This window comes from Georgenia halophila (genome assembly GCF_039541595.1).
This window is the reverse complement of record NZ_BAABGN010000011.1, coordinates 322,149-342,317: the sequence shown is the minus strand read 5'-3', so window position 1 is coordinate 342,317 and position 20,169 is coordinate 322,149. Positions and strand designations below refer to the sequence as shown.

The 20,169-nt window shown below is 71.3% G+C and carries 19 protein-coding genes; 17 read left to right on the top strand and 2 right to left on the bottom strand.

The features are described from left to right. Window positions 1-87: 87 nt before the first annotated feature. The 8 genes from ABD907_RS13265 (at window position 88) to ABD907_RS13230 (ending at window position 8,026) form a co-directional block, all read left to right on the top strand. Complete coding sequence (locus ABD907_RS13265; RefSeq protein ID WP_345216731.1) at window positions 88-1,002, top strand: PfkB family carbohydrate kinase; 915 nt, start codon at window positions 88-90, stop codon at window positions 1,000-1,002. Continuing rightward, entirely contained in the window at window positions 1,002-2,324 is a 1,323-nt protein-coding gene (locus ABD907_RS13260; RefSeq protein ID WP_345216730.1) for a cytochrome P450, read from the top strand. The genes ABD907_RS13265 and ABD907_RS13260 overlap by 1 nt, the downstream gene beginning before the upstream one ends. A 168-nt stretch (window positions 2,325-2,492) precedes the next feature. Next, window positions 2,493-3,383: an ABC transporter ATP-binding protein gene (locus ABD907_RS13255; protein ID WP_486334104.1), complete on the top strand. Its 891-nt coding sequence runs from the start codon at window positions 2,493-2,495 to the stop codon at window positions 3,381-3,383. Further along, on the top strand, window positions 3,380-4,255 hold the full coding sequence (locus ABD907_RS13250) for an ABC transporter permease (protein ID WP_345216728.1): 876 nt from the start codon (window positions 3,380-3,382) through the stop codon (window positions 4,253-4,255). Before ABD907_RS13255 ends, ABD907_RS13250 begins: the two co-directional genes overlap by 4 nt. Window positions 4,256-4,331: 76 nt before the next feature. Next, window positions 4,332-4,535, top strand: coding sequence for a helix-turn-helix transcriptional regulator (locus ABD907_RS13245; protein ID WP_486334103.1), 204 nt, complete (start codon window positions 4,332-4,334; stop codon window positions 4,533-4,535). 76 nt (window positions 4,536-4,611) lie between these two features. Further along, entirely contained in the window at window positions 4,612-5,277 is a 666-nt protein-coding gene (locus ABD907_RS13240; RefSeq protein ID WP_345216726.1) for a TetR/AcrR family transcriptional regulator, read from the top strand. A 137-nt stretch (window positions 5,278-5,414) separates the two neighbouring features. Next, on the top strand, window positions 5,415-6,359 hold the full coding sequence (locus tag ABD907_RS13235) for an ABC transporter ATP-binding protein (RefSeq protein WP_345216725.1): 945 nt from the start codon (window positions 5,415-5,417) through the stop codon (window positions 6,357-6,359). Window positions 6,360-6,448: 89 nt separating this feature from the next. Next, window positions 6,449-8,026, top strand: a complete 1,578-nt coding sequence (locus tag ABD907_RS13230; RefSeq protein WP_486334102.1) for an ABC transporter permease — start codon at window positions 6,449-6,451, stop codon at window positions 8,024-8,026. 106 nt (window positions 8,027-8,132) lie between these two features. On the opposite strand, the gene ABD907_RS13225 is transcribed toward ABD907_RS13230, so the two are convergent. After that, a complete protein-coding gene (locus ABD907_RS13225; protein WP_345216723.1) occupies window positions 8,133-9,149 on the bottom strand; it encodes a LacI family DNA-binding transcriptional regulator in 1,017 nt (338 codons plus the stop codon). A gap of 345 nt (window positions 9,150-9,494) precedes the next feature. Here ABD907_RS13225 and ABD907_RS13220 point away from each other — a divergent pair, with 345 nt between their 5' ends. The 9 genes from ABD907_RS13220 (at window position 9,495) to ABD907_RS13180 (ending at window position 19,797) form a co-directional block, all read left to right on the top strand. Then, window positions 9,495-10,382: a nucleoside hydrolase gene (locus ABD907_RS13220; RefSeq protein WP_345216722.1), complete on the top strand. Its 888-nt coding sequence runs from the start codon at window positions 9,495-9,497 to the stop codon at window positions 10,380-10,382. Beyond that, entirely contained in the window at window positions 10,379-11,677 is a 1,299-nt protein-coding gene (locus ABD907_RS13215) for an ABC transporter substrate-binding protein (protein ID WP_345216721.1), read from the top strand. Before ABD907_RS13220 ends, ABD907_RS13215 begins: the two co-directional genes overlap by 4 nt. A 44-nt stretch (window positions 11,678-11,721) precedes the next feature. Beyond that, a complete protein-coding gene (locus ABD907_RS13210; protein WP_345216720.1) occupies window positions 11,722-12,570 on the top strand; it encodes a carbohydrate ABC transporter permease in 849 nt (282 codons plus the stop codon). Beyond that, window positions 12,567-13,391, top strand: a complete 825-nt coding sequence (locus ABD907_RS13205; protein ID WP_345216719.1) for a carbohydrate ABC transporter permease — start codon at window positions 12,567-12,569, stop codon at window positions 13,389-13,391. The genes ABD907_RS13210 and ABD907_RS13205 overlap by 4 nt, the downstream gene beginning before the upstream one ends. Window positions 13,392-13,422: 31 nt before the next feature. Further along, on the top strand, window positions 13,423-14,175 hold the full coding sequence (locus tag ABD907_RS13200) for an SDR family NAD(P)-dependent oxidoreductase (RefSeq protein ID WP_345216718.1): 753 nt from the start codon (window positions 13,423-13,425) through the stop codon (window positions 14,173-14,175). Window positions 14,176-14,189: 14 nt separating this feature from the next. Further along, window positions 14,190-15,917 (top strand): D-apionate lactonase family protein, encoded by a 1,728-nt coding sequence (locus tag ABD907_RS13195; protein WP_345216717.1) that lies wholly within the window; start codon window positions 14,190-14,192, stop codon window positions 15,915-15,917. A gap of 363 nt (window positions 15,918-16,280) precedes the next feature. Then, window positions 16,281-17,672, top strand: coding sequence for a sensor histidine kinase (locus ABD907_RS13190; protein ID WP_345216716.1), 1,392 nt, complete (start codon window positions 16,281-16,283; stop codon window positions 17,670-17,672). 62 nt (window positions 17,673-17,734) lie between these two features. Continuing rightward, a complete protein-coding gene (locus ABD907_RS13185) occupies window positions 17,735-18,400 on the top strand; it encodes a response regulator (RefSeq protein WP_345216868.1) in 666 nt (221 codons plus the stop codon). Between the two features lie 125 nt (window positions 18,401-18,525). Continuing rightward, on the top strand, window positions 18,526-19,797 hold the full coding sequence (locus ABD907_RS13180) for an acyltransferase family protein (protein ID WP_345216715.1): 1,272 nt from the start codon (window positions 18,526-18,528) through the stop codon (window positions 19,795-19,797). Here the strand turns inward: ABD907_RS13180 and ABD907_RS13175 are convergent. After that, a complete protein-coding gene (locus tag ABD907_RS13175) occupies window positions 19,758-20,126 on the bottom strand; it encodes a RidA family protein (RefSeq protein WP_486334101.1) in 369 nt (122 codons plus the stop codon). The genes ABD907_RS13180 and ABD907_RS13175 overlap by 40 nt on opposite strands. Window positions 20,127-20,169 lie beyond the last annotated feature (43 nt).

The window sequence follows — 20,169 nt, the reverse complement described above, 5'->3', positions numbered from 1 at the left end:
TCTCGCTCACGAACGCACGATCGCCCGGTCGTCACGAGGCCCGCGCACCGGGTGCGCCTCGTGACATGCCTGGCGATACTGGCGCCCATGCCGTTCCTGTCCGTGCTGGCCGCCGCGCCGCTGCTCGAGGTCACCCTCGAGACCGTCCGGGACAACGATCCGCACGTGCACGTCCACGCCGGCGGCCAGGGCCTGTGGGTGGCCCGCATGATCGCCACCCTCGGTGGGCAGGTGGTGGTCTGCGGCCCTTTCGACGGCGAGACGGGCGTCGCGGCAGCCGCGCTGGCGCGAGCCGAAGGGCTGGAGATCCAGTCGACCCACACGGTCGCGGTGAGCGCGCACCTCCTCGACTACCGCGCCGGAGAGCGGGAGGAGATCGCCGTCATGCGCAGCCCAGCGCTGGATCGGCACGACCAGGACGACCTGTACGGGACGATGCTGGTGCGGTCGTTGGACGCCGATCTCTGCGTGCTCACCGGCGCGGACCCGGACGTCGGGCTGCCGGACGACTTCTTCGGGCGGCTCGCCGCGGATCTGCGGGCGGACGGCAAACCGGTGGTCGCGGACCTCTCCGGCGCGCACGTCCCCGGCGTGGTCGAGGCCGGCGGCGTGGTGCTCAAGCTCAGCCACGGGGAGATGGTCGACGGCGGGTTCGCCGACGACACGGAGGTCGCGACCCTGCGGGACGCCGGCCGCCGCATGCTCGACGGCGGACTCTCCGCTCTCGTGATCTCGATGGCGGAGCACGGGACGCTCGTCGTGGAGAACGATCGCGTCTGCCTGCTCACCACCCCGACGGTCAGCTCCCGGGAGCACAAGGGCGCCGGGGACTCCATGACCGCCGGCATCGCCGTCGCCCTGGCCAACGGTGCCGACCTGCTCGAGGCGGTCCGCCTCGGCGCGGCCGCCGGAGCCCTGAACGTCACCAGGCGGGGGCTGGGCACCGGGCGCCGGGACCAGATCGAGGCCTTCGCCGAACGCGTCAAGGCCGAGGAGGCCTGATGCCCGCGACGCTGCCGCGGCTGTCCGTCGGCGAGACCGTGCGGGTCGCCGTCGGGGTCCTGGCACCGATGCTCGCGCAGGGCGTCATCATCCGCCGACCGGGTGTCGTCTCGCTCGCCGACTCGCTCGATACCAACCGGCACGCGTGCCGGATCCTCGGTGACCTGCGGGAGCGATACGGAGCAGGCCCGGTGCTCCTGCGCCTCCCCGTCCGGGAGCTCGCCGTCGTGCTCGACCCGGACGACGTCGCCACGCTGCTCGACGGCTCCCCGCGGCCGTTCACGCCGGCGAACCGGGAGAAGGTCACGGCGCTGCGCCACTTCGAGCCGATGGGTGTCCTGATCTCCGGCGAGGAGCGACGGGCCCTGCGGCGCCCCTGGAACGAGGACGTGCTCGATCACCGCGAGAGCCTGCACCGCCTCCACGACCACATCGTCGCCGTCGTCGCCGAGGAGCTGGAGGGTCTGCTGCCGAGCGACGCTCCGGTGCTCACCTGGGACCGGTTCACGCCGGTGTTCTGGCGCATCGTGCGCCGCGTCGTCCTCGGCGACGCCGCCCGCGACGACGAGGCCATCACCGACCTCATGGTCGCCCTCCGGGCGCAGGCGAACTGGGCGTTCCTGCGCCCACGCAGCACCCGCCGGCTCCGTGAGCTGGGACGGCGGCTCCGCACGTACGTCGCGGACGCCGACCCGCAGAGCATCGCGGGCGTGGTCGCCCGGACCCCCGGCGTGCCGGGCACGGCCGAGCTCGGACAGATACCGCAGTGGCTCTTCGCCTTCGACGCCGCCGGTATCGCGACCTACCGCGCGCTGGCCCTGCTCACCGGCCATCCCGCCGCGATGGCGGAGGTTCGCCAGGAGGACCTGCCGACCCACCGAGGGCTCCGGCCACTGGCGAGGGCCACCGTGCTCGAGTCGCTGCGGCTGTGGCCGACCACGCTGACGATCCTGCGTGACGGCGTCGAGGAGACACACTGGTCGGGCGGCACCGCGGCACCCGGCACCGGGTTCGCGATCATCTCGACCTTCTTCCACCGCGACCGGAGCCGGCTGCCGTGGGCAGACGAGTTCGAGCCCGCCATCTGGGACGACGGCCGCGCCGAGATCTCCCGAGCGCTCGTCCCCTTCAGCGCCGGCCCCGCCCAGTGCCCGGGCCGCACGCTGGTGCTCGACGTGACGAGCGAGCTGCTCGCCGGGATCGTCAGCCAGTTCGACGTCGCGGCGGCGCCGCCGGTGCGAATCCGGTCCGAACGCGCGATGCCCCGGACGCTGGCACACAACCGGCTGCGGTTTCATCTGGCGCGCAGAGCAGCCGGCTGAGCCGCCGCACACCCAAGTTCGAGAAGCCCCTGGTACATGTCTACGGCCGTATGTAGTATTCCTGCTATGGGAAGTCGCGAACATGCAACACGCGCCGCGGTGCCACGGCAGTCCGCGAGTGGCGCCGGCACCAAGACCGACGCCGTCATCGAGGTCCACGACCTGCAGATGCGCTACGGCGCCAAAGACGTCCTCACCGGCGTCACCTTCGGCGCCCACCGCGGCGAGGTGCTCGCCCTCCTCGGACCCAACGGGGCCGGCAAGACCACCACGATCGAGATCCTCGAGGGCTTCCGGATGCGCTCTGCGGGCACGGTCTCGGTCCTGGGCAGCGACCCGGCCCACGGTGACGAGGCCTGGCGGGCGCGGATCGGCGTCGTCCTGCAGTCCTGGCGTGACCACGGCAGGTGGCGCGTCCGGGAGCTGCTCAACTACCTCGGACGCTTCTACGAGCCGTACTCCACACCGACGCAGCACCGCCCCTGGGACACCGACGAGCTCCTCGGACTGGTCGGCCTCACCGAGCACGCCGACCAGAAGATCCAGAACCTCTCCGGCGGGCAACGCCGCCGCCTCGACGTCGCCATCGGCATCGTCGGCCGCCCCGAGCTGATCTTCCTCGACGAACCGACCGCCGGGTTCGACCCGCACGCCCGCCGCGAGTTCCACGACCTCGTGCACCGGCTGGCCGACTTCGAGTCCGCCACGATCATGCTCACCACGCATGACCTGGCCGAGGCGGAGAAGCTGGCGGACCGCATCATCATCCTCGCCGACGGCCACATCGTCGCGAACGGCTCCGCGGACGAGCTCGCCCGCGAGATGTCGACCGCCGCCGAGGTGCGCTGGACGAGCGACGGCGAGCGCCACGTGCACGCCGTCACCACGGGCGACCCCACCGGTTTCGTCCGCGACCTGCTGGCCACGGACGCCGACGCGGTCAGCGAGCTCGAGGTCAGGCGCGCGAGCCTGGAGGACACGTACATAACCCTGGTCCAGCGGGTGGAGAGCGGCCAAGACCAGGGATCGGAACCGCCGCTGCAGGAGGTGTTGTCATGACACAGGCAACGGTGCGCCCACCGGACGCCCGAGCGGTGGCGGTGCGGGCCGGGCTCTCCCGCGGGCTCACAGAGACCAGGCACTCCCTCACCAGCGCGGGCGACATCATCTGGTACCTGCTCATGCCGGTGATCTTCGCCGCCGTGCTGCTGATGATGCAGGGCTCCACCGTGCCGGGGACCGACTTCGCCCTCGGCGCGATGGTCCTGCCGAGCCTGATCGGCATGAGCATCGCCTTCGGTGGGCTCTCCGGTCCGGCCAGCGTGCTGGCCATCGAGCGGGAGGACGGCACGCTGCTGCGGGCGAAGGCGACACCCAACGGGATGCTGGGCTACCTGATCGGCAAGATCGTCAACATCGCGCTGACCACGTTCGTGAGTCTCGTGGTGCTCATCATCCCGGCCTGGACGGTGCGGGACGAGCTGCGAGCGGGCGAGCCGCGCGCCTGGCTCATCCTCGTCGCGATCTTCGTCCTGGGCCTCGTCGCGACCGTCCCCGTCGGTGCGGCACTGGGTTCCCTGCTGACCAAGACGTCGCAGACCGGCCTGGTGTTCATGGGCTCCATGCTGCTCATCGCGCCGTCCGGGATCTTCTACCCGATCACGGCGCTGCCCGAGTGGTTGCAGTGGGTCGGCCAGGCGTTCCCGTTCTACTGGCTGGGCCTCGGCGCGCGCTCCGCGTTGTTGCCCGCGGAGATGGTCACCGCGGAGATCGGCGACAGCTGGCGCACGGTCGAGATGGTGGGCGCGCTCGGAGCGTGGGCGATCGCCGGCATGGTGCTCGCGCCGATCCTGCTGCGGCGGATGGCCCGGCGCGAGTCCGGGTCGTCGGTGGCCGAGCGTCGAGAGCGGTTCATGAACCGTGGCTACTGAGAGCCTCGAGGAACGACCGGACGACGGCGGAGCGACCGGCCGACCTCAGTCCGACACCGTCTACAACCGGATCACGATGCTGCGGGCGGAGCGCGGGATCTCCCGGCGGGAGCTCGCGGAATCGCTGGGCGTGCACTATCAGACGGTCGGCTATCTCGAGCGCGGCGAGTACAGCCCCTCGCTGCACCTGGCGCTGCGGATCGCCGAGTACTTCGGCGTCGCCGTCGAGGTCATCTTCTCCACGCGCCCGTTCCGGCGCCTCGGCGAGCAGGAGGACTGAGCGGTCTCCGCCGCTCGCCGCGCGCCCCCGCGATTACGCTTGCGTAGCCGGTGAACACACGTTTACTCTCGTAAACATGCGTTCACCACGGCCGGCAGAACTCACGACGAGGGCCCGGATCCGCAACGCCGCGATCGAGCGCTTCGGTCGTGACGGGTTCGACGCCAGCCTCCGTGCGATCGGCGCCGACGCCGGCGTGAGCGCGGCCACGATCGTGAAGCAGTACGGCTCGAAGGAGAAGCTCCACGAGGCGTGCGACGAGCACGTCCTCGCCTTCATCCGCGACAACAAGCGCGAGACGATGACCGCTGACGATCTCGGCGGCGCCTTCATGTCCCAGATGGCCCTCCTGGACGAGTTCCAGCCGGTCTTCCTGTACATGATGCGCAGCTTCATGACGGGCGGCGAGGTCGCCCGCCACCTGATCGAGCACATGGTCAGCGACGCGGTCGAGTACGTCCGGGAAGCCGTCGCCGCGGGAAAGCTCGTGCCCAGCCGCGACGAGGAGGCCCGGGTTCGTTACCTCGTCGGCGCCTCCGTCGGCGGGATGATGCTGGCCGTGATGCGCGAGGAACGGGATCTCGCCTCGCTGGACCGTGACTTCTGGGCCCGGACCATGGCGGACATGGCACTGCCCGCCCTCGAGATCTTCACCGAGGGCTTCCTGACCGACGGCACGATCCTGGACGAGTACCTCCTGTACATGAGCGATCCGCCGGAGTCGGAGGAGCGCTCCGCCTGACGGTCCACGCGCTCCCCGACCCGTCCGCCCACCGCCCGTCTGCTCTCGGCACGTGCGGCTTCCACGCGCACCTACCGCATCCCCGCGCGCCCTCGTTCACCGACTCCCGCGACTTCCCCTGCTACGGAAGGCCGACCATGACCACAACGACAAAGTCCACGACGCCGCCCAGCTCCACCACCTCGCCCGCGATCGACATCGCCGGTGTCACCAAGCGCTTCGGTACCGTGACCGCCCTCGACGGCCTGGACCTGCAGGTCGCTCCCGGCGAGGTGCATGGTTTCCTCGGCCCGAACGGCGCCGGCAAGTCCACCACGATCCGCATCCTCCTCGGCATCCTGCGTGCCGACGGCGGGGCGGTCAGCATGCTCGGTGGCGAACCCTGGACGGATGCCGTCGCCCTGCACCGCCACCTCGCGTACGTCCCGGGCGACGTCGAGCTCTGGCCCAACCTCACCGGGGGCGAGGCGATCGACCTGTTCGCCCGCCTGCGCGGAGGTGTGAACACGGCCCGGCGCGACGAGCTGTGCGAGCGGTTCGACCTCGACCCCACGAAGAAGGGCCGGACCTACTCCAAGGGCAACCGGCAGAAGGTCGCCCTGATCTCGGCGCTCGCCAGCGACGTCGAGCTGTTGCTCCTGGACGAGCCGACCGCCGGCCTGGACCCGCTGATGGAGGCCGTGTTCCAGGAGTGCATCCACGAGGCCAAGGCGGACGGCCGCACGGTGCTGCTCTCCAGCCACATCCTGGCCCAGGTCGAGGTCCTGGCCGACCGGATCTCGATCATCCGGCAGGGCCGCATCGTGGAGTCCGGCTCGCTGAGTGAGCTGCGCCATCTGACCCGCACCGCGGTCAGCGCCGTCACCGACCGGCCGGTGAACGGCCTGGCGGGCATGGCGGGCGTGCACAACCTCCACGAGGAGGGCGAGCAGGTGCACTTCGACGTCGACGGCGGCGAGCTGGGCGCCGTCATGCGCGAGCTGTCCGCCCGTGGCATCCGCTCGATCACGGCCACCCCGCCGACCCTCGAGCAGCTGTTGCTGCGCCACTACGGCGACGAGCTGACCGGGAGCGAGCGGTGAGCGCCGCGACGACGACGGCGCCGCGCACCACGGCGGGCGCCGAGAAGCGCACCTCGTCGCTGACGGGGACCGGGACGCTGCTGCGGTTCATGCTGCGCCGCGACCGCATCCGGTTCCCCGCCTGGGCGCTGGGCATGACGCTGATGATGGCGTACTTCGGGAACCTGCTGCCCGAGGTGTGGACCCAGGAGGCGCTCGAGGGCTTCGTGGCCGGCGTCGGCGCGAGCCCGTTCATGGCGCTCCTCGGCGGCCCGGGCTTCGGGTTCGACGCGATCACCCTGCCGCGGTTCATGGTCGACCTGTACGGCCTGTACCTGCTCCTCTTCGGCGCGCTGATGGGCATCCTCACGGTGTCCCGCCACACCCGGGTGGAGGAGCAGTCCGGCCGCGCCGAGCTGATCCGGGCGAGCGTCGTCGGACGGCACGCCCAGCTGACCGCCGCGCTGACCATGGCGGTCCTGCTGAGCCTGGTGACCGGCGTGCTGATGGGCGTGGCCCTCGCGTTCTCCGCCATGGAGCCGGAACCCATGAGCTCGGCGTTCCTCTTCGCCATGGCCGTGGCGGCCTGCAGCATCGCGTTCGCCGGTGTGGCCGCCGTGACGGCACAGCTCTCCCCGTTCTCCCGGGCCGCCTCCGGGATGGCCGGGGCCGTGCTCGGGCTGGCCTACGTGCTACGCGGGCTCGGCGACATGTCACGCCTGCAGGACGGGCCCCTGGCCTGGCTGTCCTGGCTGTCGCCGATCGGCTGGTCGCAGCAGGTCGCCGCCTTCGTGGAGGACCGCTGGTGGCCGCTCGGCCTCTCGCTGCTGTTCGCCGCAGCCCTCGCCGCGTCGGCCTACTGGCTGGAGTCCCGCCGGGACCTCGGCGCCGGGCTCATCGCCGCACGCGGGGGCTCACCGCGCGCCGCCGGGTGGCTCGGCAGCCCGCTGGGCCTGGCGTTCCGGCTGCAGCGGTCCTCCCTCATCGGGTGGTCGATCGTCATGGTGGTCACCGGCGTCACCTACGGCGCTTTCGGCCAGCTGATGGTCGAGGGGTTCGACGACGCCCCGGACATCATGCTCGAGATGATGGGCGGGGAGGTGAACCTGCTCAACGGGTACATGGGGCTCATGGGTCTGATGTACGCGATCGTCATCGCCGTCTTCGCGATCCTGTCCGTGCAGGCGCTGCGCGGGGAGGAGTACTCCCTGCACACCGAGCCCGTGCTGGCCACCGCGGTGGGGCGCCCGGCGTGGCTGCTCTCGTGGACGTCCGTCACGGCGCTCGGGGCGCTGTGGCTGCTGTTCCTGGCAGGGCTGGGCGATGCCACGGGGGCCGCGGTGGCGACCGGCCGGGGTGACCTGTTCTGGCCGGTCCTGCTGGGGCACGTCGCGCACACTCCGGCGGTCTGGCTCCTGCTCGCCGTCGCCGTCGTCCTCTACGGGGCCGTGCCACGACTGGTCGGACTCGTCTGGCTGCTCTTCGCCTACGGCGCGTTCATGAGCTTCTTCGGCGGCACGCTCGACATGCCGGAGGCCGCCCTGGACCTGTCCCCGTTCGCGCACATCGGTCAGCACCCGCTGGAGGACATCTCGTGGGGGGCCGTGGCGGTCCTCACGGCCGCCGCCGCGGTGCTGATCGCCGCGGCGGCTGCGGCGTTCCGGCGGCGAGACCTGATCACGGCGTAGCAGGTCGGCGCACGATCCGTCCCGAAGGTCCACCGAGGCTTTTCGCCGTGTAGCCGACGTCGAGCTCTCGTCGGCGTGACGACAGCTCCCGCGCGGTGCCGGGCCGTCAGGCGCCGCGCGGTGAGCCGGTCGACGCCCGCACGATCAGCGCCGGCTCGAGCGGCGCATCCGACGATCTGCTGGTCCCCTCGATCCGGTCGGCGAGGACGTCGAACGCTCGCGCTCCGAGCGTCAAGAAGTCGAGCCGCATCGTGGTCAGGGGTGGCGAGAAGTACGCCGCCGACGGCATGTCGTCCACACCGACGATCGAGTAGTCGCGCGGCGCCATCCTGCCCCGCTGGGCCATCGCGCTCATGACCCCGAGCGCGATCTCGTCGTTGACGGCGAACACCCCCGTGACGTCGCCGAGATGGTCGGCGGCCGCATAACCGGACACCGCGCTCCAGTCGGAGGCACCGGCGATCACGATCGGGTCCAGACCTGCGCCGGCCATCGCCGCGCGGTAGCCGCGCTCACGCTCGTGCGCCTCGTTCCGTGTTGCCGGCCCGGCGACGTGGGCGATCTCCCGGTGACCCAGCTCGATCAGGTGTCGCGTGGCCGCAACTCCTGCCGTGTACGAGTGCGCACCGACGGATCCGGCCGTCTCCCTGGGGCGCTCCGACACGACGACGACGGGCGTCTCCCCCGTGACCTCGGAGACGACGTCCTCCACGCCGGTGATCGGCGACAGGATGATCACGCCGTCCGCCGGCATCGACACGAAGTGCGCGAGAGCGCGCCCGGCTTCGTCTTCCCACCCCGTGGGCTCGAACCCGACCTCGATCTGAGTGATCGCGAGCGTATATCCGTGCGTGCGCGCCGAGCGGCCCAGCCCGGTGAGGATGTCGATGCTGCCGAACTCCAGCGACCCCATGGTCAGTACGCCGACGATCGACGAACGCTGCGAACGGAACGACCGCGCCGAGGCGTTGGGGTGGTAGCCGAGCTCGTCGACGGCCGCGGCGATCCGCGCCCTGGTCGCGGCACTGACGTACCCCTGCCCGGTGAAGTAGCGCGACACCGTCTGCGCGGAGACCTGTGCGGCGCGGCCGACGTCGGTCATGCTCGGTCGCGCTCGGCGCATCGGGCTCTCCTCGGGATCACGGTCGGTCATCGAATAGCGGCGGGCTCTTGCCAGCCACGACGGCGTGCCACTAGGTTACCGATAACCTATTTGGTCAACCGGTTGATAGCACGCAACGATGCTGTGGAGGACGACGATGACGTGCATCCCCGACGGACGACCGCACCCGCCCCGCCCGCCATCGAAGCGACTCGGGCCCTGCTTTCTCGCAGGACGTCCCCGGACACGGCGCCCGGTTCGGTCCGAGCTGCGAGAGCGCACGACGCCAGCGTCGTCATGCGCGCCGGCGAGGGCATCCGCCGCGACGAGTCTTGTCCAGAACCGCACCGACGAAAGGCCCCACGAATGAACGCCAGGCAGCCGACCCGACGAGTCCTCATCAACACCGACGCGAAGAACGAGGCCGATGATCAGTTCGCCATCGTGCATGCCCTGCTCTCCGAGACGCTCGACGTCCGGGGGCTGATCGCGGCCCACTTCGGTGACTCCCGGTCCTCGACCTCCATGCTGGACAGCCGGAAGGAGATCGACCTGCTGCTCGGTCACCTGTCGATGAACGTCCGGGTCGAGAACGGCGCCGAGGGCCCGATCCCGGACGAGCAGACGGCGGCACCGTCCGCCGGTGCCGAGCTCATCATCGACGAGGCGAAGAAGGACGAGGGCCCGCTCCTCGTCGCCTTCCTCGGGCCGCTGACCGACATGGCCTCCGCCCTGCTCATGGAGCCGTCGATCGCCGACGCCGACGTGACGGTCATCTGGATCGGCGGGCCTCCGTACGGCGACTACGAGCCGGAGAAGTGGCCGGAATTCAATCTGTCCAACGACGTCGCGGCGGCCAACGTCGTCTTCCGCTCGGGGATCGACCTCTGGCAGGTGCCGTGGTCGACCTACGTCCGGACCGCCGTCGGGTACGCCGAGCTCGACGAGAAGGTGGCCCCGTGCGGCCCGCTGGGCAGGTACCTCGTGGACCAGCTCCACGAGTGGAACGCGACGTGGGTCGCACAACCCATCGAGCACCGTGCGCTCGGCGACTCCCCCGCCATCGGGCTGATGCTGAACCCCGCCGCCGGCATCTACCGCCCGGTCGCCGCGCCCACGTTCAGCAGCGAGGGCGGGTATCTCCCGGGAGGCAAGCACACCGTCCGCGTCTACGAGCAGCTCGACACCAGGTACCTGCTGGAGGACTTCTTCGCGAAGCTGCGGCGCTTCGCCGCACACCAGGAGCGGCAGTGACGCACGGGTCCGCACCGATCGCCGGCACGCTGAGCCGGCGGCGACTTCTGGGGCTGGCCGCGGCGCTGACCGCGACCGGGACGACGTCCGCCTGCGCGATGGGCATCGGCACGACCGACCCGGCGGGCGGCCTGACGATGCTCACCTACGACGACGTCGAGACCGCCGCCCGGCTGCGTGAGCAGCTCGCGCGCTTCCGCGAACAGACCGGCCATCGAACAACGATGAGCACGGTGCCCGGCTCCGGTGCCGCGCAGTTCCCGGACAAGCTGCGGACGCGGATCCTGGGCGGGCAGTCGCCCGACGTCTGGCAGATCTGGGGCGGCCAGATCGGCGCCCCGTTCGTCGAGGCAGGGCTGACCACGCCGCTCGAGAACTACTACGAGCAGTACGGCTGGCACAACATGCTGAACTCTGCCGGGATCCAGGGCATGACGTTCGGCGGCGAGCTGCACGGCGTGCCCCTGAACGTCTCCTCCCTCGGCGCCTGGTTCGACGCCGTGGCCTTCGACGAGGCCGGCGCCGACATCCCGACCACCTACGACGAGCTCGAGACCGTCAACGAGAGGCTCCTCTCGAGCGGCGTGACCCCGGGAGGCTTCGGAGGCAAGTACGGATGGCACATCATGCGGCTCTACGAGTACCTCCTGGAGGTCACGGCAGGGCCTGAGCTGCACGACGAGCTCCTGCGCGGCGAAGCCTCCTGGGACCAGCCCGCCGTCGTCGAGTCGTTCGACCTGTTCCAGAAGTGGAACGACCGCCGCTGGATCACGAACGGCGCGCTCGGCGTGGCGCCCCCGGACGCCGAGCGGAGCTTCGTCCAGGGCACCAGCGCCTACACGTTCAGCGGGCCGTGGATCGAGGCGCAGTACATCATCCCCTCGAACCGGCCGCCGTCGGAGTTCGGCACCTTCCTGCTACCGACCGGGCACGAGAACGTCCGGCACTCCGGGTTCATCGAGGGGTACATGATCTCGTCGGCCTCCGGCGTCCCGGACACCGCTGCCGAGCTTCTCGACTTCCTGATCCAGCCCGAGACCCAAAGCGCACTGGGCAACTCCCAGTCGGCGACGCTGGCTGCGCCGCCTGACCCCGAGACGTTCCCGCTGAGCGCCAAGTGGGCTGAGATCCGCACCCACAGCGAGATCTACACGATCCAGGACCAGGCCTTTCCCAAGGCGGTGTCCGACCAGTACTTCGCGGTCCAGAGCCAGGTCCTTCAGTCCCAGATGTCTGGCAAGGAAGCCGCTCGCGAGATGCAGCGCATCGTGAGCGAGTGGCGGAGGTCGCGATGACGGCGGAGGCAACGAGGGCGCGCTCACAAACGCGCCGATCGGTGGTGCCGTGGGGATTCGTCCTGCCCGGACTGGCGTTCTACGTCCTGTTCCTGGTCTGGCCGGCCCTGCAGGCGTTCTGGATCAGCCTGACGAATTGGGACGGGCTCTCGAACGAGCAGAGCTTCATCGGTCTGGCGAACTACCGCAGGATGATGGACGACCCAGTCGTCGCGACGGCTGCCTCAAACAACCTGCTGTGGACAGTCGTCACGATCGCGTTCCCGATGATCCTCGGGCTCACGCTCGCAGTGGTCTTGAACCGGAAGTCCCGGAGCTCCGCATTCTTCCGGACGATCTTCTACGCCCCCGCGGTGCTCCCCCTGGTGTCCATCGCGTCGATCTGGGCCTGGCTGTACGAGCCGACCGACGGCGCCATCAACGAGGCACTGGACCTGGTCGGCCTCGGCGGCCTGGCACAGAGCTGGCTCGGTCAGGACTCGACGGCGATCTGGGCGGTCATGGTCCCCGCCGTGTGGGTGCGCACCGGATTCCCCATGCTGCTGTACCTGGCCGCGCTGCAGAGCATCCCCGAGGAGCTCTACGAGGCCGCGGCGCTCGACGGCGCGAGCAGGTGGCAGCGCTTCACGCAGGTGACCTTCCCCAGCCTCAAGGACACCCACTTCGTGGTCCTTGCCCTCTCGCTCATCGAGTCGCTCAAGGTCTTCGACCTCGTCTACGCGATGACGTACGGCGGCCCGGGTTATGCCACGCAGGTGATGGGGACGTGGATGTACGCCAACGTCTTCCAGTACTTCGAGGCTGGGTACGGCACCGCGATCGCCGTCGTCATCACCGTCGTCGCGGTCGCCGTCGGGACCCCCTACGTGCGATCCCAGGTGAGGAACTCATGAAGCGACTTCGGTCGATCCTGCTCACCGGCGGCATCCTGGTCGCCGGGCTGGTGTGGATCTCGCCCCTGGTCTTGCTGGTCCTCTCGGCCGTCCGCCCGTTGTCGGACTTCCTGAGCAACGGACCGATCTCCTGGCCCGAGACCTTCACATCGTCGAACTTCCCCGAGGCGTGGGACGTCGGGAACTTCGGCACCTCGTACACGAACAGTCTGTTCCTGCTGGTCATCAAGGTGCCGCTGGGCGTGCTGCTGGCGGCGCTGCTGGCCTACGCGCTGGCCAAGCTGCGGATCCGGCTGAAGGGCGTCACGCTCTTCTTCGTCGTGATCGGCGTGAGCGTGCCGATCTACATCTCGATCGTGCCGCTCTTCACGATGCTTCGCGGGGTCGGGCTCACAGACAGCATCCCGGGGATCGTCGGACCGTACGTGGCCTTCGGGCTACCGCTCCAGGTGTTGATCCTGCACGCCTTCTTCCGCCGCGTCCCGGACGAGCTGCTGGAAGCGGCCCGCGTCGACGGCGCCGGTGACCTGCGGATCTTCTTCCGGATCGTGCTGCCGCTCTCCGTCCCGGCACTGCTGACGGTGGCGATCCTCGACGCCGTCGCGACCTGGAACGAGCTCTTCCTCGCGTTGTCTCTGCTGAGCTCGCAGGAGAACCAGACGATCCCGCTGGGTCTGCTGAACTTCCAGGGCCAGTTCGCGACGAATCACACCGGCCTTGCCGCCGGCATCCTGATCGCCGTGGTACCGATCCTGGTGCTGTACATGTTTCTGCAGAAGTTCATCGTCGGAGGCCTGACCGCCGGGGCGACCAAGGGTTGACGCCGGCGACGGCTCATCGAAGGAGGTAGCTGTGCGGTTGAACGGGAGGACGGCGTTGGTGACCGGCGCCGCCGCGGGGATCGGGCGGGCTGTGGCCGATCGGTACGCGCGAGAGGGCGCCCGTGTGGTCTACGCGGACCGCGACGGCGACACCGCCGCGGCGGCCGCGGAGGCCGCCGCGGGCGAGGCCCGTGCCGTCGGTGTCGACATCTCGGACGAGACCGCCGTCGCGGGTACGTTCGCCGAGCTGGAGGCCGACGGGTGGACTCCGGACGTCGTCGTGGCGAACGCCGGCGTGCAGCTCTTCGGCCAGGACGCGAAGATCGCCGACCTCGATCTGGACGTCTGGCGCCGGACGATCGACGTCAACCTCACCGGCACGTTCCTCACGGTCAAGCACGCCGTCCGCGGGATGCTGCGCCTCGGTGGCGGTTCGCTGATCCTCACCGGCAGCCCGACCGGGATGCGCGGCGAGGGCAACGACTTCACCGCCTACAGCACGTCCAAGGCCGGGATCCACGGGATGACCCGAACGGTCGCCGCGGCGTACACGGGCGACGGCATCCGGGCCAACTGCGTCGTCCCCGCCTACACGGAGACGCCCCTGGTGCGGACGCTGACGGAGAACGAGACCGAGCGGGCCGCGATCGTCGGGCGGATCCCGATGGGTCGCGCCGGCTCGCCGGCCGACGTCGAAGGGGTCATGGTCTATCTCGCCAGCGAGGAGTCGGCCTTCGCGACGGGCGCGCTGTTCGAGGTCAACGGCGGGATGACGACGCTGTGACCGGGCATGACGCTGTGAACACGCCGCACGAGGTCGCGGACCGGGCCTGGGGCCTCGCCGAGCCGGTGCCGGCGCCGTGGGCGGCGGGCGAGTGGTCGTTCGAGCGCCGCGGCGACGAGATCGCTGACGTACGCCACGCCGGCCGCCTGGTGCTGCGCATGGTGCGGCTTGTGGCCCGGGACCGGGACTGGAACACCGTCCCGGCCGAGGTGCGGGACGTCGACGCGGACGGCTCGGCACTGCGGGTCCGGCTGGCGCTGGAGGGCTTCGGTGCCGCGCTCGACGCCGACCTGGTCGTCCGGGCCGAGGCGGACGTGCTCGTGTTCGAGACGGAGGTGCGGTCGCGGTCGGGCTTCTGGCGCAACCGCATCGGGCTCGTTGTGCTGCACCCGCCCGAGGTCTCCGGCGAGCGGCTGGAGGTGGTCGCGACCGACGGCGACGGGACGGTCACCAGCTTTCCCACCCAGGTCGCCCCGCACCAGCCGGCACGGGACGTGGCGCGGATGCGCTGGACCCACGACGGCGTCGCGAGCGAACTGGCGTTCTCCGGCGACGTGTTCGAGATGGAGGACCAGCGCAACTGGACCGACGCCTCGTTCAAGACCTACTCGACGCCGCTCGACCTGCCGTTCCCGGTCCTGGTGCGCGAGGGCGAGACCGTCCGGCAGAGCGTGCGCCTGGCGAGCCGGGTGGTGGCCGAGGCCGCGCCGGCGCCCGGACCGATGCGCGTGCAGTCGGCCCGTGCGAGGGTGCCGAAGATCCAGGTAGGCGCGTCGACCGCGGCCGAGCGGCACCTGCGCCCCGCGCCCGACGCCGCGGCGCTGCTGGTCGAGCTCGACCTGCGCGGCCGCCGGTGGCCGGCGGCGCTGGCCCGGGCCGCCCGCGAGGCCGGCAGGCGGCCACTGGACGTACGGCTCGTCGCCGCCGGTACCGAGGAGGTCGAGGAGGCCGTCATCGCGGCGCTGAAGCACTCTGTGACGCGGATCGGGGTCTTCGACGCCACCTCGCACATGACCGAGCCAGAGCTGTGGGAGGCGCTGACGACAGCGCTCACCCGCCATGGCGCCCAGATTCCTCGCGTCGGTGGCGCGCGCACGCACTTCACCGAGCTCAACCGGGAACATCACCGGCTGCCCGCAGACCTGCCCGCGCTGTCGTTCAGCATCACGCCGCAGATGCACGCCCGGGAACGGTCGCAGCTCGTCGAGTCGCTCGCGATGCAGCGGGTCGTCGCCGAAAACGCCGTCCGCATCGCCGGCGGCCGACCGGTGGACGTCGGCCCGGTCACGCTGCGGCCGCGGCTCAACGCCGTCGCCACCAGCGCACAGGCCGAGCCCCCCGGGGACGACGTCACCGACGGGTACGGGCCTGGGCTTCTGCCGACTGCGACAGACCCCCGCCAGGCCGGCCCCGCCCTGGCGGCATGGACGGTGGCCAGCGCCGCGGCGCTGTGCGTACCCGGCGTGGCGGCGGTCACCTACTTCGAGACCTCCGGGCCGCGAGGCCTGGGGGATGTGGACGGCGAGTACCCGGTCGCCGAGGCTGTGCGGCTGCTGCACGGCCTCGCCGGTGCGCCTCTGGTCGACGCCCCGCTGGACCCGCACGGGGTCGCCGCGCTGGCCGCCGAGGTCGACGGCACGGTGCATGTCCTTGCCGCGAACGTCACGCCCGAGCACCGGTCGATCGGGACGCCGCTCGGCGCCGTCGATCTCGCGCCCTACGCCGTCGTCCACCAGGCCTGAGACGAGCCCCGGCGGGGAGCGCGACGAATTGTCGGTCGCCGACCTGGATCCCGGCGACGTACCGCTCGACCCGCGCGAGGATCTTCGCGTCGTGGGTCCCTCACTGCGGTCGGGGCGGGTCCCGGCCGGCGTACGGCTCGTCGCCGTCGTAGCGCTGCCAATCTCTCCGGCTCCGCGGCGGCAGCAACGACGCCGGGCACGACGGTCAGCTCGTGCAGGCCCTGGCAGACAGGTTCGATGGTCCCGCCGTGACCGAGGGTCGGTACGAGGTGCCCGACCATCCTGGGCACGGGGGACATCCCCCGCGCACGACGGCGGAACCCACCCTGGGAGGGACGCCTCGCCCGGCCCAGACTTGAGACCATGACCTCCATGACACCGGCCGTGCACCGCGCAGGGCCAGCCGCAACCACCCCCGCCCGGCCGGTCGCCGACCCGGCCGCCAGTCCCGCCTTCCTCCGCGCTCCCTTCGACCGCCGGAGCTGGCTGCGGTACGGCTACCTCTGGGTGGCGGTGCTCATGGCTCCGTTCGCCCTCGCCTACGCCCTCGTCAGCGTGGTCCTGACCGTCGGCCTCGCCGTGACGGTCGTCGGCCTGTTCGTCGGAGGCACCCTGATCGTCGGCGCCCGCGGATGGGCGACGACGTACCGCGGCATGGCGAGCAAATTCCTCGGGAACCGCGTCCCGGAGGTCCCCCCGTTCCGCCGTGGTCGTGGCTTCTGGCGGGGCCTCGGCTCCATGCTCGGTGACAGCGCGGGCTGGCGCGCGCTGCTCTTCATGTTCGTGATGTTCCCGCTGAGCGTCGTCGGCTTCGTGACGAGCACCGCCGTCCTGGTCGCCTCCCTGGGCGCCGTCACGCACTCGATCTGGGGTCGCTACCTTCCCGAGCAGCAGGCCGGCGACGGGTCCTGGCACCGCGGCGCGCAGCTCGGTCCCGACTGGTTCGTCGACACCCCTGCTCGCCAGCTCGCCTTCGCGGGGATCGGCATCGTGCTGTTCTTCGTCTGGCCGTGGATCCCGTGGCTGTTCACCCAGGTGGCGGGGCTGCTGAGCCAGAGCCTGCTGGGCCCGACGCGCGAGAGCCTCCGGGTCGCCGACCTCGAGCAGTCCCGCGCCGGGGCCGTCGAGGACGCCGACGCCCGCCTGCGCCGCATCGAGCGGGACCTGCACGACGGCACGCAGGCCCGTCTCGTCGCCGTCGCCATGCAGCTCGGCGAGGCGAAGGACCACCTCGACTCCGGCACCGACCCGGACCAGGTGAGCGAACTCGTCGGCACCGCGCACGCCTCGACCAAGGACGCGCTCGTCGAGCTGCGCGAGCTCGCCCGTGGCATCCACCCGCCGGTGCTCGACGACGGTCTCGGCGTCGCCCTCGACACGCTGGCCGCCCGTTCGCCGCTGCCGGTGACCATGGACGTCGACGCGGAGGTCGCCGACCGCGGACGGCTCGCGCCCGCCGTCGAGTCGATCGTCTACTTCTGCGTGGCCGAACTGGTCACCAACGCCGCCAAGCACGCCCGCGCCTCCGGCGTCTACGTCCTGGTCGAGCGCCACGACGGCGACCTCCGGGTCCGGGTGCGCGACGACGGACGCGGCGGTGCCGCCGTCACGCCGCCCGAGAGCTCAGGTCACCGCTCCGGTCTCTCCGGTCTGGCGGAGCGGGTGCACGCCGTAGACGGCAGGCTCGACGTCTCCAGCCCAGCCGGAGGGCCTACCGTGGTCACCGTGACCCTGCCGGAGAACGTCCGCCCGTGACCGAGCCCCCGCGGCAGTCCCCGGCGGAACCCTCCCGGAGCACGGCACAGCAGCCGCCGCCCCTGCGCGTCGCGCTCGCGGAGGACTCCGCCGTGCTGCGCGACGGGCTCGCCGCGCTGCTGAACCGCCGCGGCCACGAGGTGGTGGCCGCCGTCGCCGACGGTGACGCGCTGCTCGCCGAGATCACCCGGCTCGCGGCGGACGGCGCGCTGCCCGACGTCGTCATCGCCGACATCCGCATGCCGCCGACGCACACCGACGAGGGCCTGCGCGCTGCCCTCACCCTGCGTGAGGACCACCCGGGCCTGGGCGTGCTGCTCTTCTCCCAGTACGTCGAGACCCGGTACGCCTCACGCCTGCTCGCCGGCAACGCCCAGGGCATGGGGTACCTCCTCAAGGACCGGGTGGCCGATGTCCGGGACTTCATGGACGCCCTCGCCCGCGTCGCGTCCGGGCAGACGGTGCTCGACCCCGATGTCGTCACGCAGCTCCTCGGTGCCTCGCAGGCGGACGACGGCCTGAGCCGCCTGACGGCGCGGGAGCGCGAGGTGCTCGGGCTCATGGCCGAGGGCCGGTCCAACGGTGCGATCGCCGAGCGGCTGTACCTCTCCTACGGAGCGGTGGAGAAGAACGTGGCCGCCATCTTCACCAAGCTCGACCTCTCCCAGGACGGCGCCGACCACCGCCGTGTGCGCGCCGTGCTGCGCTACCTCGGCGCCGGCGACTGACACCTCCGGGGGGACAACCCCCGCACACCACGGTGGCCGGCCCTCCACCCACCTAGGGGAAACGCCGCCGAGAACCGGGGGAAGCACCCATACCGGGCATCGCCGCAGGTCAGAAGACTGAAGTCGTGGCCATCAACCTCGACACCAGCCCTGCCGACACCCGCCGACCAGACGTCCTCCCTCGTCCCGTCACCGCGCCGATCGAGCGTCCCGACAACAGGCGCACCAGCGGGCGACCTACCGAACCACCGGCCCGACGTCGGCGCCACCTCCGCCGCGACGTCTTCATCGACACCACCCGTGCGCTCGGCACCCTCTGCGTCGTCCTCGTGCACTGGCTGATGCCGGAGGCCACCTGGTACGGCGAGACCCTCCACATCGGCAACGCCCTCGGCCACGAGTACGCCTGGGTGCTCACCTGGGTGCTGCAGGTCCTGCCGCTGCTGTTCTTCGCCGCCGGCGCGGCCGCGGCGTACCAGCTCGCGACGACGCCGGACGGCCGGTGGCTCGCCACCCTGGGGACGCGGCTCCGCGCGATCGCCCGCCCCGTCGGTGCCTTCGTGGCGGCCTGGGCCGTCGCGATCCCCGTTCTCCTCCTGCTCGGCGTTCCCGACTCGGCCGTGTGGCGGATCGCCCGGATGGCCCCTCAGCTGCTGTGGTTCCTCGGCGTGTGGGTCGCGCTGATCGTCGTCGCCCCGGTGTTCCTGCGAGCGTGGCGGCGTTGGCGCTGGGCCGCGATGGGCACCGCCCTCACACTCCCGCTCGCGGTCGACGCCGTGCGGTTCGCCGCCGGCGCAGAACAGCTCGCCTGGGCGAACCTGGTGCTCGTGTGGGCGGTGCCGTTCCTCGCCGGGATCGCCTACGCGGCGGACCGCCTGGCCGGTCGGCGCGCCCCGGCCGACGCCTCCACCTGGCTCCTGGCCGGTGCCCTCGCCGGGCTGTCCGCGATGGCGCTGCTGGTGGCCGAGGGGCCGTACCCGCCGAGCATGATCGGCATGCCCGGGGACCCGATCTCCAATCTCGGCCCGCCGACCGCGGCGATCGTGGCCCAGGCCGTGATGCAGGTCTGCGCCGTGCTGCTGGCCCGAACGGCCCTCGTCCGGTGGGCCGCCCGCCGCAGGGGCAGGGCGGTCGTGCACACCCTCGCACGCCACTCGATGACGATCTACCTGTGGCATCTGACGGCGATGTTCGCCGTCGTGGGTGTGGCGCTGCTGGCCCTCGACGTGACGCTCCCCGAGCCGTGGAGCGCCGACTGGTGGGCCAGCCGCCCGACCTGGTTCGGCGCGTTCGTCCTCGTGCTCGCGCTCCTCGTGCGCGTGTTCGGCAGGTTCGAGCGGCCGAGCAGCAGGCGGCGTCAGCCGCGGGCGGCGACGGCGTCGATCTCCACCAGCTGATCGTCGTAGCCGAGCACGCTGACGCCGAGCAGCGTGCCCGGCGGACGGTGCGGCGCGAAGGTGTCCCGCACGACGGTCCACGCCGCGACGAGGTCCGGCTGGGCGGACGAGGCCACGTAGATCGTCGTCTTGACGACGTCGTGCAGGCCGCAGCCCGCAGCGGCGAGGGACTGCTCGAGGTTCGCCATGGCGACCGCGGCCTGGCCGGCGACGTCACCGACCGGGGTCGTCGCGCCGTCGGGGTCGAGCGGGCATGCGCCGGCGACGTGGACGAACGTCGTTCCCGGCGGGCTGACGGCGGCGTATGCGTACTCGGCGGCGTCGGACAAGGGTGGCCGGCCGGCGACGGCGGTCTCGCCGGCCTCGAGGAAT

Excerpts from the sequence above, each read along its gene's own strand:
- ABD907_RS13260 (WP_345216730.1), top strand. The coding sequence starts at position 1,002 with ATGCCCGCGACGCTGCCGCGGCTGTCCGTCGGCGAGACCGTGCGGGTC.
- ABD907_RS13190 (WP_345216716.1), top strand. The coding sequence starts at position 16,281 with ATGACCTCCATGACACCGGCCGTGCACCGCGCAGGGCCAGCCGCAACC.
- ABD907_RS13235 (WP_345216725.1), top strand. The coding sequence starts at position 5,415 with ATGACCACAACGACAAAGTCCACGACGCCGCCCAGCTCCACCACCTCG.
- ABD907_RS13230 (WP_486334102.1), top strand. The coding sequence starts at position 6,449 with ATGCTGCGCCGCGACCGCATCCGGTTCCCCGCCTGGGCGCTGGGCATG.
- ABD907_RS13245 (WP_486334103.1), top strand. The coding sequence starts at position 4,332 with ATGCTGCGGGCGGAGCGCGGGATCTCCCGGCGGGAGCTCGCGGAATCG.
- ABD907_RS13225 (WP_345216723.1), bottom strand. The coding sequence starts at position 9,149 with ATGCGCCGAGCGCGACCGAGCATGACCGACGTCGGCCGCGCCGCACAG.
- ABD907_RS13205 (WP_345216719.1), top strand. The coding sequence starts at position 12,567 with ATGAAGCGACTTCGGTCGATCCTGCTCACCGGCGGCATCCTGGTCGCC.
- ABD907_RS13265 (WP_345216731.1), top strand. The coding sequence starts at position 88 with ATGCCGTTCCTGTCCGTGCTGGCCGCCGCGCCGCTGCTCGAGGTCACC.
- ABD907_RS13250 (WP_345216728.1), top strand. The coding sequence starts at position 3,380 with ATGACACAGGCAACGGTGCGCCCACCGGACGCCCGAGCGGTGGCGGTG.
- ABD907_RS13255 (WP_486334104.1), top strand. The coding sequence starts at position 2,493 with ATGCGCTACGGCGCCAAAGACGTCCTCACCGGCGTCACCTTCGGCGCC.
- ABD907_RS13240 (WP_345216726.1), top strand. The coding sequence starts at position 4,612 with ATGCGTTCACCACGGCCGGCAGAACTCACGACGAGGGCCCGGATCCGC.
- ABD907_RS13220 (WP_345216722.1), top strand. The coding sequence starts at position 9,495 with ATGAACGCCAGGCAGCCGACCCGACGAGTCCTCATCAACACCGACGCG.